Source organism: Brevundimonas sp. (assembly GCF_018608325.1).
In the GTDB taxonomy this organism is placed as follows: Bacteria; Pseudomonadota; Alphaproteobacteria; order Caulobacterales; family Caulobacteraceae; genus Brevundimonas.
In genome coordinates, this window is the sequence record NZ_JABAZW010000013.1 from 45,066 (window position 1) to 58,698 (window position 13,633).

Annotated in this window: 17 protein-coding genes; 8 read left to right on the plus strand and 9 right to left on the minus strand. The window is 64.3% G+C overall.

Features of this window, described 5'->3' with window-relative positions; translation table 11 throughout:
- Nucleotides 1-58 precede the first annotated feature (58 nt).
- From QZ281_RS01720 to QZ281_RS01735, 4 genes are all read right to left on the minus strand, one after another.
- Nucleotides 59-2,551 (minus strand): glycoside hydrolase family 3 N-terminal domain-containing protein, encoded by a 2,493-nt coding sequence (locus tag QZ281_RS01720; protein ID WP_292223964.1) that lies wholly within the window; start codon nt 2,549-2,551, stop codon nt 59-61.
- A gap of 249 nt (nt 2,552-2,800) precedes the next feature.
- Nucleotides 2,801-3,010, minus strand: a complete 210-nt coding sequence (locus QZ281_RS01725; protein WP_292223966.1) for a DUF3126 family protein — start codon at nt 3,008-3,010, stop codon at nt 2,801-2,803.
- Nucleotides 3,011-3,128: 118 nt separating this feature from the next.
- The gene (locus QZ281_RS01730; RefSeq protein WP_292223968.1) at nt 3,129-3,668 is read right to left on the minus strand and encodes a TetR/AcrR family transcriptional regulator; all 540 of its coding nucleotides are present in this window, start codon (nt 3,666-3,668) and stop codon (nt 3,129-3,131) included.
- Nucleotides 3,669-3,675: 7 nt separating this feature from the next.
- Complete coding sequence (locus tag QZ281_RS01735; RefSeq protein WP_292223971.1) at nt 3,676-5,181, minus strand: MFS transporter; 1,506 nt, start codon at nt 5,179-5,181, stop codon at nt 3,676-3,678.
- Between the two features lie 162 nt (nt 5,182-5,343).
- On the opposite strand from QZ281_RS01735, the gene QZ281_RS01740 reads away from it, so the two are divergent.
- Entirely contained in the window at nt 5,344-5,502 is a 159-nt protein-coding gene (locus QZ281_RS01740; RefSeq protein ID WP_292223973.1) for a hypothetical protein, read from the plus strand.
- A gap of 6 nt (nt 5,503-5,508) precedes the next feature.
- Here QZ281_RS01740 and cysE read toward each other — a convergent pair whose 3' ends face one another.
- Together cysE and QZ281_RS01750 are read right to left on the minus strand one after the other, a co-directional pair.
- Nucleotides 5,509-6,330, minus strand: coding sequence for a serine O-acetyltransferase (gene cysE, locus QZ281_RS01745; RefSeq protein ID WP_292223975.1), 822 nt, complete (start codon nt 6,328-6,330; stop codon nt 5,509-5,511).
- Between the two features lie 20 nt (nt 6,331-6,350).
- Complete coding sequence (locus QZ281_RS01750; protein WP_292223978.1) at nt 6,351-6,989, minus strand: NUDIX hydrolase; 639 nt, start codon at nt 6,987-6,989, stop codon at nt 6,351-6,353.
- Nucleotides 6,990-7,034: 45 nt separating this feature from the next.
- Between QZ281_RS01750 and QZ281_RS01755 the strand changes: the two genes are divergently transcribed.
- Both QZ281_RS01755 and QZ281_RS01760 read left to right on the plus strand, forming a co-directional pair.
- Nucleotides 7,035-7,643, plus strand: coding sequence for a nitroreductase (locus QZ281_RS01755; RefSeq protein ID WP_292223981.1), 609 nt, complete (start codon nt 7,035-7,037; stop codon nt 7,641-7,643).
- A gap of 71 nt (nt 7,644-7,714) precedes the next feature.
- Nucleotides 7,715-8,377: a DedA family protein gene (locus tag QZ281_RS01760; protein WP_292223983.1), complete on the plus strand. Its 663-nt coding sequence runs from the start codon at nt 7,715-7,717 to the stop codon at nt 8,375-8,377.
- Here the strand turns inward: QZ281_RS01760 and QZ281_RS01765 are convergent.
- From QZ281_RS01765 to queF, 3 genes are all read right to left on the minus strand, one after another.
- Nucleotides 8,352-9,182, minus strand: a complete 831-nt coding sequence (locus QZ281_RS01765) for a DUF817 domain-containing protein (protein ID WP_292223985.1) — start codon at nt 9,180-9,182, stop codon at nt 8,352-8,354. The two genes, QZ281_RS01760 and QZ281_RS01765, sit on opposite strands and share 26 nt — an antisense overlap.
- A 126-nt stretch (nt 9,183-9,308) precedes the next feature.
- Complete coding sequence (locus tag QZ281_RS01770; protein ID WP_363297192.1) at nt 9,309-10,379, minus strand: DUF4238 domain-containing protein; 1,071 nt, start codon at nt 10,377-10,379, stop codon at nt 9,309-9,311.
- A 65-nt stretch (nt 10,380-10,444) separates the two neighbouring features.
- On the minus strand, nt 10,445-10,906 hold the full coding sequence (gene queF / locus QZ281_RS01775; RefSeq protein WP_292223988.1) for a preQ(1) synthase: 462 nt from the start codon (nt 10,904-10,906) through the stop codon (nt 10,445-10,447).
- Between the two features lie 123 nt (nt 10,907-11,029).
- On the opposite strand from queF, the gene QZ281_RS01780 reads away from it, so the two are divergent.
- The 5 genes from QZ281_RS01780 to QZ281_RS01800 all read left to right on the plus strand — a co-directional run bounded on the left by QZ281_RS01780 (nt 11,030) and on the right by QZ281_RS01800 (nt 13,625).
- On the plus strand, nt 11,030-11,962 hold the full coding sequence (locus tag QZ281_RS01780) for a nitronate monooxygenase (RefSeq protein WP_292223991.1): 933 nt from the start codon (nt 11,030-11,032) through the stop codon (nt 11,960-11,962).
- Between the two features lie 37 nt (nt 11,963-11,999).
- Complete coding sequence (locus tag QZ281_RS01785; protein ID WP_292223993.1) at nt 12,000-12,710, plus strand: TorF family putative porin; 711 nt, start codon at nt 12,000-12,002, stop codon at nt 12,708-12,710.
- Between the two features lie 177 nt (nt 12,711-12,887).
- Nucleotides 12,888-13,100 carry a cold-shock protein gene (locus QZ281_RS01790; protein WP_201097883.1) on the plus strand — a complete coding sequence of 71 codons (213 nt, stop codon included), beginning with the start codon at nt 12,888-12,890 and terminating at the stop codon, nt 13,098-13,100.
- Between the two features lie 45 nt (nt 13,101-13,145).
- On the plus strand, nt 13,146-13,346 hold the full coding sequence (locus tag QZ281_RS01795; RefSeq protein WP_292223998.1) for a translation initiation factor IF-1: 201 nt from the start codon (nt 13,146-13,148) through the stop codon (nt 13,344-13,346).
- Nucleotides 13,347-13,370: 24 nt separating this feature from the next.
- Nucleotides 13,371-13,625, plus strand: a complete 255-nt coding sequence (locus QZ281_RS01800) for a hypothetical protein (protein WP_292224000.1) — start codon at nt 13,371-13,373, stop codon at nt 13,623-13,625.
- Nucleotides 13,626-13,633 lie beyond the last annotated feature (8 nt).

A 13,633-nucleotide genomic window follows, 5' to 3' on the forward strand; every position in this document is an offset into this window, starting at 1 on the left:
TGAAAAGGGGCCGCGCAGTCATCTGCGCGGCCCGTCTCATTTCAGCATCTGCCGCGACTTACGTCGGGCAGCGGGTTTCGGTCTGGCTGGCGTCCAGCTTGATCTCGGAGACCGAGATGGTCAGCGAGCCGGGGGTGGTTAGGTGGAACGGCACCTCGACGCGGGACAGGTCGCCGCCGTCGGTGCGGAAGCAGGTCAGCGGGATGCGCGCGACCTGCCAGCGGGCGGCCGGGGCCGACTTCAGCAGGTTGGTGACATCGACAGCGCCGCCGCCCAGCGACAGGCGCACCGTATCACTGGGCGCCGCGTCGATGCGGTAGCGGAAGCTGAGGGCCACCGCGCCATTGGCCTGACGGATCAGATCGACGGGCGTGCCCCAGATCTCGACGCTGGCGGGGCCGGAACCGGCATAGGCGAACTGCTGGCCGCTTTCCTGCGCCAGATCGTCGATGGGGCGCGAGATGACGCCGCTGCGCGGGCTGGAGGCGGACTTGGCCGTGCCCGGGCGCGTCTGGCCACCCGCATCGTTCAGCAGCAGGCCCCACGGCGACACGAACCGGCCATCAACGAAGTAGCGGTCCAGATTGGCCGCCGCGACGGCGACGCCGCTGTCTTCCGACAGACGACCAACGCGCACCGGGTGGGCGTAGCTGAGGCCGTAACCATAGGCGAACTGCGGGTCATAGCCGGGCTGGCCGACGTTCAGCGGCTCACCCTTGGCGTCCTTGGGCCAGCTGAACGACAGCTTGCCGGTGAAGTCGTGGCGCGGCTTGCCCGCACGGTCGCCGATCAGCAGGTCGGCGACCCCCGCCCCTTCCGTGCCCGGCAGCCATGCGGCGACGAAGGCGTCGGACTGGTTGATCTCGGGATTGGTCCACATCGGGCGGCCCGACAGGAAGACCGAGACGGTGGGAATGCCCGCCGCCTTCAGACGCTTCAGCGTTTCCAGCGGCGCGGTCGGCACATAGGCCAGATTGTCGACGTCACCCTGGAACTCGGCATAGGGGGACTCGCCGAAGACGACGATGGCCACATCCGGCTTGGTCGTGAACGATCCGTCGGCGCTGAGGGCCGCCGTACCGCCCGACTGGCTGACGGCCTCATTGATGCCTGCCCAGATCGACTGCCCCTGCGGGAAGTCGGCGTTGGTGTTGCCCGTGCCCTGCCAGCTGAGCGTCCAGCCGCCAGAGGCCTGGCCGATGTCGTCTGCGGCCGTTCCGGCGACCAGAACCCGCGCATTGGCCCGGATCGGCAGAACGCCTTCGTTCTTAAGCAGCACCAGCGACTTCTGCACCGCTTCACGCGCCAGGGCGCGGTGGGCGGGCGAGGCCAGCTCTTCGAACCGGCCTTCGACCGGGCGTTCAGTGTTGAACAGGCCGGTCTTGACCTTGGCGGTCAGGATGCGGCGCACGGCGTCCTCGATGCGAGCAGCCGGGATTTCGCCCGAGCGCGCCTGGGCCAGGGTGCTGGCGTACAGCGGCTTCCAGCTGTCAGGCGCCATCAGCATGTCGATGCCGGCATTGACCGCCAGCGCGCAGCTTTCGTTGGTGCAGCCCGGCAGTTGGCCGTGGGCGTTCCAGTCGGAGACGACGAAGCCCTTGAAGCCCAGCGGCCCGTGCAGCACGTCGCGCAGCAGGGTGTCGTTGCCCGAATGCTTGTAACCGTTCCAGCTGGAGAAGCTGGCCATGATCGACAGCACGCCCGCGTCGATCGCCTGAACATAACCACCCAGATGGATGTCGATCAGCTCCTGCTCGGTGCCGATGAAGTCGCCCTGGTCCTTGCCGCCATCGGTGCCGCCGTCGGCCAGGAAGTGTTTGGCCGAACCCGCGATATGGCCGGGCGCCAGCGGCTGACCCGCAACCAGTTGTCCCTGCAGGCCCAGGGTCATCGGTCCGGCATAGGCGCGCTGGACCTCGGGGTTCTCGGCATAGCCTTCGTAGGTGCGGCCCCAACGGTCATCGCGCGGCACGGCCAGCGTCGGGCCGAAGGTCCAGTCGGCGCCGGTCACGGCGACTTCCAGCGCGGTCGCCACGCCGATGCGGTGGATCAGGTCAGGGTCACGCGCGGCGCCCAGACCGATATTGTGCGGAAAGATGGTCGCGCCCGGCACGTTGTTGTGCCCGTGAACGGCGTCGATGCCGTAGATCAGCGGGATCACCGTGCCGCCGCGCGCGGCGTTGGCGGCGCGGAAGGCCTGGGCCAGCTCCAGCCATTTTGGCGGCGCGGCCTTGTCGTCACCCCACGGGCCGGAACTGCCGCCCGCCAGGATCGAACCCAGCGGATAGGTCTTCAGGTCTTCAGGAGTGATCGAGGAGATGTCGGCCTGGATCAGCTGCCCCACCTTCTCCTCCAGCGTCATGCGGCGGATCAGGTCGGTGACGAAGGCGTCGGTCTGCGCATCGCTGATGGCGGCGGGGGTCGCGGCGTGCGGCCAGATGGCGGGATTGGCGCGGGCGGCCTCGGGCACCGGAATGGTCTGGGCCAGAACCGACGAAGCGCCGCCCAGGGCGATCGTCAGGGCAATCAGGGAAGCGGCTGTGCGACGCATGAATCTTCCTCGTGTTTCCAAACGAGGACGTGCGGACTGTTCCGGAAGGCACAGGCCGACCTGTGGCGGAATGATCCTCATCCCTGCCCGACCGAACGGCGCGTCTGCTCCCGAGCGATCGATCCGCCGCCCTTACCTCACGATAAGGGCGGCAGAGCGGGGGTATCGTCAAGCTATTTTTGAGAACGTTCTCAAACATCCGGGGCGCAGATTGACGCACGCCACAGGATAATCAGCTTTTTGAGAGACTTAGTCCGGCAGGTCTTCGGCCAGGATCGCCATTTCAAACATGAACGAGCCTTCTTCGTCCTCGTCCTCGAAGACGATGCCGATGAACTCGTCGCCGACATAGACTTCAGCCGAGTCGTTCTGCTTGGGACGGGCCTTCAGGATGATGCCGCCGGTGTTGAAGGTGCGCTTGAGGTGGGCCTCGATGCGCTTCAGGTCGGTGTCTTTCACGGGTGGCCTCATAGTCCTTGGATTGGCGGCGGACCCTAGAGAAGTCGGGCCTTCAGGGGAACTGGCAGATGCATTTTTCGCGCAGGCCTGAAAAACAGCGTCTGTGCGTAACGGATAGTCAGACGCCCCGGTCAGGCTTGGGGCTGCTCATTTCGATCAGAGCCGCCATGACCCGCTCCCTAGCGGCTGGCGGCAGGCCGTTCGGGTCCTGGGCCTGCATCAGCCACAGCCCGTCCGACGCCAACCCGGCTATAAATCGGGCCATGGCCGCCGCATCGCCTTCAACTGGAACGGACGGGGCCGCGCTGTCACGTACCTCAGACCATATGCTCGCCACCCTGTCGTTGTGGGCGCTGTCCAGCATCAGCACCATCTCGGCGCGGCTGGGCGCTTCCCCGCCGCTCAGGATATAGGCCTGCTGTCGATCACCGCCTGTCCGTCTTTCCGCCAGTTCGTCAAGCTGCACCCGCCAGCGATCCGCCAGGAAGGCGTGGCTGGCCGTGATCAACTCATCGCGCGATCTGAAATGATAGATCAGCCCCCCGCGCGTAATGCCCGTTTCCGCCGCCACCGCGTCAAAGGTCACCGCCGTCAGCCCGTCGCGTTCGATGATGGCGATGACGCCTTCCAGGATGCGGACGCGGTTGTTGGCCTTCATGATCGTCTCAGTGCGGGTACAGGGTGGATTGAGAACCGGGACCATAGCGTCGCAACAGCACGCCCGTCACGACCGCTCCAAAACCGAGAACGGCGGCGACTACATAAAGCACGACGACATAGGAGCGATCAAAAGCCGTCGCCGCAGCAGTCCACAGCGCCTCGGACTGCGGCCCGCCTGCCTCTGCAATGGTCAGGGCTTCAGACAGGCTGGACCGCGCCGCCTCCGGCGCTCCGGCGGGCAGGACTAATCCCAGACTGTAAAGTGCGGCCAGAAGACTGCCCAGCAGAGCCACCGCCAACAGGGCGCCGAACTCAAAGGACACCTCCTCCATCGACGCCGCCATCCCGGCCTGCTCCACTGGCGCATTGCCGATGATCCCGGTGGAGGCGACCGACATCGATGCGCCAAGCCCGATACCCATGGCCAGAATACCGATGGCGACCCACAGCACCCCGTGATTCAGCCCCACAGCCACGCCGACAGCCGCCAGCGCCGCCAGCCCCAGGCCGCCTGAAATCAGATTGCGCAGTCCCAGCCTGTGCAGGAAGGCGCCGCCGATCAGCGACATCGGGATGGCCCCCAGGATGACGACGGACACCAGCAATCCCGCCTCAGTCGGCGTGAAGCCTGACACCAGTTGGAACCGCTGACTCGTGATCAGTTGCAGCCCCGCAAAGCCGAACAGACCTGCGGCAGCCGCGATGATGCCCGCGCTAAGGGCCGGGTTACGGAACAGGTTGAAGTCCAGCGAGGGGTGCTCAAGCCGCCCCTGACGCCGCACAAACAGGAAGCCGAACACGACGCTGATGGCGAGCGCCACGGCAGGCATCTGCCAGCTTGCCGCCGGATTGACCGCTTCCTTGATCGCCAGAACCAGGCCGCCCATCGTCATCAACGACATCGCCGACGACTGGAAATCCCACGACTTGCTGACATCCGGCCTGGGCTTTGGCGCGTACAGGATGACGCCGATCACCGCGACAATGACGACCGGCACGTTGATCAGGAAGACCGAGCCCCACCAGAACCAGTGCAGCAGCAAGCCGGACAATATGGGGCCCAGCCCAAAGCCCACCAGCGACATCGAGCCCCAGATCGCGATGGCGAAGGTCCGCTCCCGCTCATCCTGAAAACTGGTTCGGATCACCGCCAGCGTCGCCGGCATCATCGCCGCCGCGCCAACCGCCAGGAAGGCTCGCGCGGCGATCAGCGCTGCGGCTGTCGGCGCAAAGGCGGCAACCAGCGACGCCACGCCGAAAATGCCCAGCCCCGCCAGCAGCATGGTGCGATGACCGACCCGGTCGCCCAACGTCCCCGCCCCCAGCAGCAGCCCCGCCATCACCAGCGGATAGGCGTTGATGATCCACAGGCTCTCGCCGGGCGAAGCGCCCAGCTCCCGCTCCAGCGTCGGCAGGGCCGTATAGAGGATCGAGTTGTCCAGAGTGATGAGCAGCAGCGCGGCGATCGCCGTCGCCAGCACATGCCATCGTGATTTGGTCGTGAAGGTCATGCGCAAACTATACAAACATGTTTGTATAGTTTCAACCCGAACTCCATCGTCGCATCATCGCCAAACCGCACACGCCAAGGCGCATCATCAAGCCGACCGGCTTGACGCGAACACCCCCGATCTGCTCATCGCGAGATCGATCGATTTTAGAGATTGCGCGCCATGAACAAGAATATCGGAGCCAAGGCCGCTATCGGCTTTCCGCTGGGGATCTGCATCGGCATCATCTTCGGCGCCCTGATCCACAACATGGCCATAGGCATCATCATCGGCCTTGCACTGGGCTTCGGCGTGGTGAAGTTCGGCCGCAGGAAGCCCTGAACGGCTTCAGATCACGAAGTCGTACACGACCTCGGCCAATGTGTGGTCCATCGTCCGGGCAGGCTCGGCGCCTGTGGGGCAGTTGACCAGGCGGGCCGGGACACCTGCGACGGTGCAGCCGGTCGGCACATTCTTCAGCACCACCGAACCCGACGCCACCTTGGCGAAGTCGCCGACGTGGATATTGCCCAGCACCTTCGCCCCCGCGCCCAACAGGACGCCGTTGCCGATCTTGGGGTGACGGTCGCCGCGTTCGGCCCCCGTGCCGCCCAGGGTCACATTGTGCAGCATGGAGACGTCATCACCGACCACCGCCGTCTCACCGATGACGATGCCGGTGCCGTGGTCAAGGAACAGTCCCTTGCCCAGACGCGCCGCCGGATGGATGTCCAGTTGGAACAGTTCGGAGATGCGGCTCTGGAAATGGAAGGCCAGCGTCTCGCGCCCCTGCCCCCACAGCCAATGCGCCACGCGCCAGGCCTGCAGCGCCTGGAAACCTTTGAAATAGAGGAAGGGCTGCAACAGATTGCGGATCGCCGGGTCGCGCTCGGCGACCGCCTGCAGATCAGCCTCGGCGGCCTCGACGATGCTGGGATCAGCCTTGAAGGCGGACAGGCAGACTTCGCGCACCGACATGGCGCTCATTTCGCCATCGGCCAGCTTGCGCGCGATCTGGAAGCTGAGAGCGCCGGACAGGTCGTCGTGCGACAGGACGACCGCGTTCATCTGCGAGCCCAACTGCGGTTCTTCGCGCGACGCAGCCTCAGCCGAGGCGCGCAGCTGACGCCACACGCTGTCGTTCTCAGCGACGATTTCCAGCTTGGCCATGATCGGCTCCTTCGGGGGCATCATACGCGCCCAAGCAAGGCGCGCGCCAGCGCTTCGGGCAGTTCCCCGTTCTGGGCCATATGGTAGGCGCGATAAGCCGTCGCCACCGTCAGGCCGTCCCGTACAGTCCCCCGCCCGATTTCCTCCAGCAGCGCGGCAAATGGGACACGCACGATGGCGATGACCTCGGTGGGATCAGGCGCGACCGGCACGGGGCTGAGCCCCCAGGCGATCCAAGTATAGGCCATCTCGGTCGTGACCGAGTTTGACACCTCCATTGTCAGCGCAGGCGTCCAGTGCGCCGCCTCCAGCCCGGCTTCTTCGGCCAGTTCCCGCCGCACGCCGTCGAAGGGATCCTCGCCCACCGGCGCGCCGCCCTCGGGTATTTCCCAGGAATATGTGCCCAGGGCGAACCTCTGCTGGCCGACCAGAACCACTGTCCCGTCATCATGGATCGGCAGCACCCCGGTCGCGACATTCTTGGGCTGCATGATCGTATAGTCGCTGGCCAGCCCCGTCGGCGCGACGACCTGATGCTGGGTCAGACGCATCCACGGGTTCTCGAACACCGTCCGCTCGCTCTCGCGACGCCACGCAGGCGGCTTGACCAGCCCCTTGGCCCAGCTCGGTTCGTCGACGATTTTCAGCGTATTGTTCATCACGCGGGTATGGCGGATCAGGGGTCGAAAGCCTAGCTAGGCCACATGACCGATTTGCCCGTTTTCGCCCTGAACGACGCTGTCCCCCTGCCCGTCCCCTCGGCGGAGTTCCGCCAGCGTCTGGCCCAGCGCCGCTCGGCCCCGGCGCAGTCCCTGATCGGCCCCGGCCCGACGGACGCCGAACTGGACGACATCCTGCGTCTGGGCGCCCGCACGCCCGATCACGGCAAGCTGTTCCCCTGGCGGTTCGTGGTTCTGGGTCCGCAGTCGCGTGCAGAGATCGCCGAACGTCTGGCGGTGCTGGCCGAGGTCCGCAACAAGCCCGCAAAGGATCAGGCAGTGCTGGCCAAGCTGACAGCGGCGCCGGTCACCATCCTGGTCATCTCCACCCCCATCCCCGACGCCAAACCGATCTGGGAGCAGGAGTTGTCTGCGGGCGCCGTCTGCATGAACCTGGAACACGCCGCCAGCGGCTTCGGCTATTCGTCCAGCTGGATCACCGACTGGTATGCCTATGACGCGCAAGGCGCCGCCCTGTTCGGCGTCAAGGATGGCGAGAAGATCGCCGGCTTCATCCACATCGGAACCCTGACCGAAGCGCCTCTGGAGCGGCCCCGCCCAGAAATCGCCATGAAGGTCACACGCTTGCCGTAACTCGGCGGCATAAAGTCGCTTCACGTCGGTTTAGTCTCGACCGGCGCCGCCTCCTCCCCCAAGGCCTCAGTATGGATTCCCTGTTGCAAGCCGTGGGCGACTTCATCGCCCGCAATCATATGTGGGCCGGCGTTCTTCTTGGCCTCATCACCTTTGTCGAATCCCTGGCGGTGATCGGCGCCTTCGTGCCCGCGACCGGTCTGCTGGTGGCGGCGGGCGGTCTGATCGCAGCAGGCGTGCTGGACCCCGCCAACGTCATCATCGGCTGCATCATCGGCGCCGTTCTGGGCGACGCCGTCAGCTATTGGGCGGGCCGTCGTCTGGGCATCCGCTTCCTGCAGCGCCCGATGTTCAAGCCGCACCGCCGCCGCATCGCCTGGACGCGCCTGTACTGCCGTCGCTACGGCGTGCTGTCGATCTTCGTCGGGCGCTTCTTCGGCCCTCTGCGCGCCTTCGTGCCGCTGACGCTGGGGATGCTGCGGATGCGCCAGCGGGCGTTCCAGTTCGGCAATGTCACCTCGGGCATCGTCTGGGTGCTGGCAATGCTGGCGCCGGGCTATCTGGCGGCGAAGGGTCTGGCGCAGCTGGAGCTGCTGAGCGAAGCCCACGGGCCCACCCTGCTGATCGGCGCCATCGCCGTGGCCATTCTGGCGGTCGCCATCATCTATCGCGCGGTGAAGTCCCGCATGACCCGCAAGTCGGCCATCCTCAAGGGCGCGCTGGAGAGCCGCTGATCGCTTCTTCTTCGGGCCGGTGCACGATCGACACCAGCACCACCGAAATGATCATCAGCAGGAACCACGCCCCCAGCTTGCTCAGGGACACCATCTCCCATCCGTCCGTCTGCCCCGGATAGGTCCAGGCCCGGCTCAGCGTGCCCAGGTTCTCGGCGAACCAGATGAACAGGGCCACCAGCCCATAACCCAGCAGCAGCGGCATCGACCTGCGCCTGCGGTCCGCCGTGAAATAGAACCAGCCCCGCCCGAACAGCAGCGCCGTCGCCACGAACAGCCCCAGCCGCACGTCAGGCAGCCAGTGGTGCGCAAAGAAATTCACGTATATGGCCGCCGCCAGCACCCAGGTCGTCCATAGCGGCGGATAGCGCCTGACCCGGATGTGGAAGATGCGCTGCACCCGCGCGATGTAGCTGCCGACCGCTGCATACATGAAGCCCGAGAACAGCGGCACCGCCCCGATCCTGAGCAGGCTGTCCTCGGGATAGACCCACGACCCGTGCGCCGTCTTGAACAGCTCCATGATCGTGCCGGCGATGTGGAACAGGAAGATGACCTTGGCCTCCTCCATGCTCTCCAGCCTGAAGGCCAGCATCGCCGCCTGAATGACCAGCGCCCCGACCACCAGAACGTCATAGCGCGACACCGCCGCTCCATCCGGCCAAAGCATCCAGGTGCCCATGATCAGCACCAGCATCAGCCCGCCAAACAGACAGGCCCACCCCTGCTTCAGCCCGAACCAGAGGAACTCATAGACGTAGCCGTTGAGGCGGGACCGATCGGCCCACGCCTCCGCACGGGTCATCAGACGGCGCCCCCACACTTCGAGCGGAAGACGGGAGAGTGAAGTCATGACCGTAGGCTATGCAGAAGAACCCGGGCAATGTCAGATCAAGTTTGTCGGAGCAACCGCCCCCAAACAGGACAAATCCTAAAGCAGCTCCAACCTCGGGCCACTCCGCAGATTATTGTTGCCCGCGATCATGTTGGACGCCAAAGCAAAATCGCCCGTCGCGGAAATCACCCGACGCTCAGCGTAAATCACCTGAAGCGAGTTATAGTATTCCATACTTTTAGCGTTGCTGATCAGAGGCTTTTGGTTTCGGATCGCATCCAAATCCGCCCGCAGAGCTTCAATACTCGCGCCCAAGTTCGCCCGCTCCTTTCGCAAAAGATCAGCCTCAGACCCCACCCCCAGTAGAGCAATTAGGGCTGTATTGTGGTAACTTTCTTCAGATTGCTTTAAGCCAACTTCAAGAAAATGCACTAATGTCGGACACCAAAATGCCAATAAGAGATCAGGGGCGATAGGCAAATAAATTTCTATACCTTCGGAAGTAAGGCCCAAGCTCCCCAAAACCCCATTTTGGTTTGTATTGGCCTTAACAACTGGGTGGTCGCCTAGCAGGAAGGTGGTCCCAGGGGCCGCTCCGATCAACAGCATCATTTTGGTCGAAATGATTTTCGTGAACTCAGGAAGATTCTTGCTAGCCAAATTCATTGCGATGAATTTGACCATTTCTGGATCATCCATTCCCCGAAGTTGTGGAACCTCCTCGGGGTCATGCCCCATGGAACGAACGCGCTCACGCATCTTCTCTGCGACGTCGATCATATTGATCCGCGTGCTCGGCCCTCGGACCTGCTGGAGCGCTACAAAGGCCATGACCTTCACACGATCTTCCAACGTCAATCCGACCAAAGAACGGTCCTCTGCAATCCGTTTGAAAACCGGGGCTGCTTGGTCCTCGATTTTTCCGAGGCCATCCTCCATGCAAATGATATACTTCCCGTCATTGTAACGGTTGAAATCTCGCTCATGGAGAATGTTAGCAGGTGCAGTGCGAAAGATCCGTTCTTCTTTCTTATCGAAGACATACACTTGAGGGAATTTTCCGCGACCAGCAGTCGCAAACGCGCTTTGCAACATGCAAGGCACGTAGTGCTGTCCTCGAGTCTTTAACGGTCCGTCAGGCAATGACTTTGTCTCGAAGCAGCTCACTTGTGAACACCATACGAACCTCCACTACTTTTATTCATTACCTGACAAGTTCCCCCGACTAAATCTCACCCTCGCCCGCGATAGGTCGGCACACCTTGATCCGGCAGCCACAGCCCCTCAGGCGCCACGCCCGTCTGCCAGAAGACGTCGATGGGGATGCCGCCGCGCGGGTACCAGTAGCCGCCGATACGCAGCCATTTCGGCTGCAGCAGATCAGCCAGTTTGCGGCCAATGGCGACGGTGCAGTCCTCGTGGAAGGCGCCGTGGTTGCGGAAGCTGGTCAGGTACAGCTTCAGGCTCTTTGACTCGACCAGCCATTCGCCCGGCGCATAGTCGATGACGATGTGTGCGAAGTCGGGCTGGCCGGTCACCGGGCACAGGCTGGTGAACTCAGGCGCCGTGAACCGGGCCAGATACAGGGTGTCCGCGTGCGGGTTCGGCACCCGCTCCAGCACGGCGGTTTCAGGGCTGGTCGGGGCGGCGGTCTGGGCGCCAAGCTGGCTCAGGTTGTCGGTGTAATGCGTCATGCCCGCCATTTAGGCGTTCGACGCGGCAAAGAAAATCCTCAGCGTCGCACCCCGTGCGGCGCCCCATTGCCTTACCCGGCGACAGCCGGTTATCCGTAGCGAAAGAAAACCAAGGAGACGCTCGTGGCTATTCCCGCATCGCTGCAAAAGGGTCTGACCCTGCCGATCATTTCGGCGCCCATGTTTCTGGTCTCTGGCCCGGACCTGGTGGTCGAGGCCTGTAATGCGGGCGTCATCGGCACCTTCCCGTCGCTGAACCAGCGCACGACCGAGGGCTATCGGGAGTGGATCCACGAGATCAAGGCGCGGCTGAAGCCGGACGCCGCCGCGTTTGGCGTCAACCACATCGTCCACCCGACCAATCCCCGTCTGATGGCGGACATGATGGTGTCGGTCGAAGAGAAGGTGCCGCTGATCATCACCTCGCTGGGCGCGGTGCGCGACGTGGTCGATGCGGTGCACGGCTATGGCGGTCAGGTCTTCCACGACATCGCCAACATCCGCCACGCCCGCAAGGCGGCCGAGGCGGGCGTCGACGGCCTGATCCTGGTGGCCAATGGCGCGGGCGGCCACGCGGGCATCATCAACCCGTTTGCCTTGGTCAATGAGGTCCGCAGCTTCTTTGACGGCACCATCATCCTGTCGGGCGCCCTGTCGACCGGTCAGGACGTGGCGGCGGCCCTGATGCTGGGCGCCGACTTCGCCTATATGGGCACCCGTTTCATCAACACGACTGAGGCCTTGGCGGCGCCTGCCTACAAGCAGATGATCATCGACAGCGGCTCGACCGACATCGTCCACACGCCCGCCGTGTCCGGCATCCCCGCCAACTTCATGAGCAAGTCGCTGGTCGAGAACGGCATCGACCCCAAACACCTGCCCGAGCACAAGCTGGACATGGGCGACGAGGCCAAGGCGTGGAAGACCGTCTGGTCCGCTGGGCAAGGCGCAGGCGCCATCCACGACGTCCTGCCGACCGCAGAACTGGTGGGTCGTCTGCGACAAGAGTTCGCTCAGGCAACGGAAGAATTCGCGAAGAAGACCGCCACGCGTTAAAGGCGATCCAACACGCTCGTTGCGCGTTGGAGCTCCCATGATCCGCATCGCCTCGCCTGCCCCGTTTGGTTTCGCCCCCCTGGGTCTTGCCATGGTTCTCGCCGCCTTCGCCACGCCTGCCCTGGCGCAGGCGGGCGGCGACTGGGACTTCCAGGTCGGTGCGGGCTCGGACAACCGGTCCAAGAACGTCTCCAAGTCTGCGACTGATCCCTACGCCTTCGGCTCGGCGACATGGGAAAGCGCCAACGGCCTGTTCTACGCCGGTCCGGGCTTCGAGACGATCAAGGCGGGCGGCTCCAGGGTCGAGTTGAACATGGTTGCGGGCTATCAGCCCGAGGCCTTCGGCTATCAGTTCGACCTGAACGTCGCCTACAAGAACCGTGCGGGCGCCGACGACGGTTACGACAACGACACCTGGGAGTTCACCGGCAACATCAGCCGCTCCATCGGCCCGGCCCGCGCCCGGCTGCAGGTCCAGTATTCGCCCGACGCCGCCGGATCAAACGAGGGCTTCGTCTGGATCGAGGGGCGCGTGGGCTGGACCTTCACGCCGAAACTGGACGGCACCGTCGCCGTGGGCCGCCGCGAACAGGACAACGGCCCCGACTACACCGGCTGGAACGCGGGCGTGACCTATGCCCTGACGGAGAAGCTGGATCTGGACCTGCGCTACTACGACACCTCGGCCCATTCGGCGGGGGAACAGTATGGCGACGCCCTGGTCGCCAAGATCTCATACGCGTTCTGAGCGGCCCGCCCTTGCGCATGGGTTGTCGGCTTCCCATCTAGAGCAGGTCGATCTCACTGCGTAACGCCGCTGCTCCCTTTGCATCTACGCACCGAGGTCCAAAAGCCGATCCCATTCAGACCCGACAGGCCGACCAGGGATCCCTCCCTGCGGTCAACGCCAGACGGAGGTCTCCAAATGGCTACCGGCACTGTTAAATGGTACAACCCCACCAAAGGCTACGGCTTCATCGCTCCCGATGACGGCGGCAAGGACGTCTTCGTCCACGCCTCGGCCGTCGAAACCTCGGACGTGGGTTCTCTGAACGAAGGCCAGAAAATCGCCTACGAAATCGAGCGCGACTCGCGCTCGGGCAAGGAATCCGCCGGCCGTCTCAAGGCGGCGGAGTAGGACACGCTCCAGGCGTCCAACACGAACGAACCGCCCACGACCAAGATGGGCGTCATCGCCTTTGACGGCGAGATAACTCGTCTGCTGCCGCTGGGCGGTCGCCGTGTCCGCCTGGACAACGGCCATCTGATCACGGTCCTGCCCTCTCTGGGCGCCCAGACGGGCGTCTCGCTGTTGGGCGACCGTGTGACGGTGGAAATCGCCTTCAATCAGCTGAAGGGCTGGCGCCTGTCGCGCCGGCCCTGACGCCGTTTCCAAACGGATGCCGCCATGACCCCGCTCGCCGACATGATCCCCGCAATGACCGATGCTGACCTTGTCAGCCTGCGCGCCAATGCTGCGCGTCTGGTCGAGACCGGCGCCTCGACGCAGGTGATCGCCGCCTCCGACATCCTGCCGGTCATCGACACCGAAATCGCGCGTCGCGCGTCTCTGCCAAAGGCCGCAAAAGCCCCGGTGAAACGCGCCGCGCCCAAGAAGAAACTGCCCCCCGTCACCGGCCACCAGACCGCCCTGCCGGGTTGAGTTTTCGT

Coding starts and splice junctions, on each gene's coding strand:
- QZ281_RS01720 (WP_292223964.1), bottom strand. CDS start 2,551: ATGCGTCGCACAGCCGCTTCCCTGATTGCCCTGACGATCGCCCTGGGC.
- QZ281_RS01730 (WP_292223968.1), bottom strand. CDS start 3,668: ATGAAGGCCAACAACCGCGTCCGCATCCTGGAAGGCGTCATCGCCATC.
- QZ281_RS01735 (WP_292223971.1), bottom strand. CDS start 5,181: ATGACCTTCACGACCAAATCACGATGGCATGTGCTGGCGACGGCGATC.
- QZ281_RS01740 (WP_292223973.1), top strand. CDS start 5,344: ATGAACAAGAATATCGGAGCCAAGGCCGCTATCGGCTTTCCGCTGGGG.
- cysE (WP_292223975.1), bottom strand. CDS start 6,330: ATGGCCAAGCTGGAAATCGTCGCTGAGAACGACAGCGTGTGGCGTCAG.
- QZ281_RS01750 (WP_292223978.1), bottom strand. CDS start 6,989: ATGAACAATACGCTGAAAATCGTCGACGAACCGAGCTGGGCCAAGGGG.
- QZ281_RS01755 (WP_292223981.1), top strand. CDS start 7,035: ATGACCGATTTGCCCGTTTTCGCCCTGAACGACGCTGTCCCCCTGCCC.
- QZ281_RS01760 (WP_292223983.1), top strand. CDS start 7,715: ATGGATTCCCTGTTGCAAGCCGTGGGCGACTTCATCGCCCGCAATCAT.
- QZ281_RS01765 (WP_292223985.1), bottom strand. CDS start 9,182: ATGACCCGTGCGGAGGCGTGGGCCGATCGGTCCCGCCTCAACGGCTAC.
- queF (WP_292223988.1), bottom strand. CDS start 10,906: ATGACGCATTACACCGACAACCTGAGCCAGCTTGGCGCCCAGACCGCC.
- QZ281_RS01785 (WP_292223993.1), top strand. CDS start 12,000: ATGATCCGCATCGCCTCGCCTGCCCCGTTTGGTTTCGCCCCCCTGGGT.
- QZ281_RS01790 (WP_201097883.1), top strand. CDS start 12,888: ATGGCTACCGGCACTGTTAAATGGTACAACCCCACCAAAGGCTACGGC.
- QZ281_RS01795 (WP_292223998.1), top strand. CDS start 13,146: ATGGGCGTCATCGCCTTTGACGGCGAGATAACTCGTCTGCTGCCGCTG.
- QZ281_RS01800 (WP_292224000.1), top strand. CDS start 13,371: ATGACCCCGCTCGCCGACATGATCCCCGCAATGACCGATGCTGACCTT.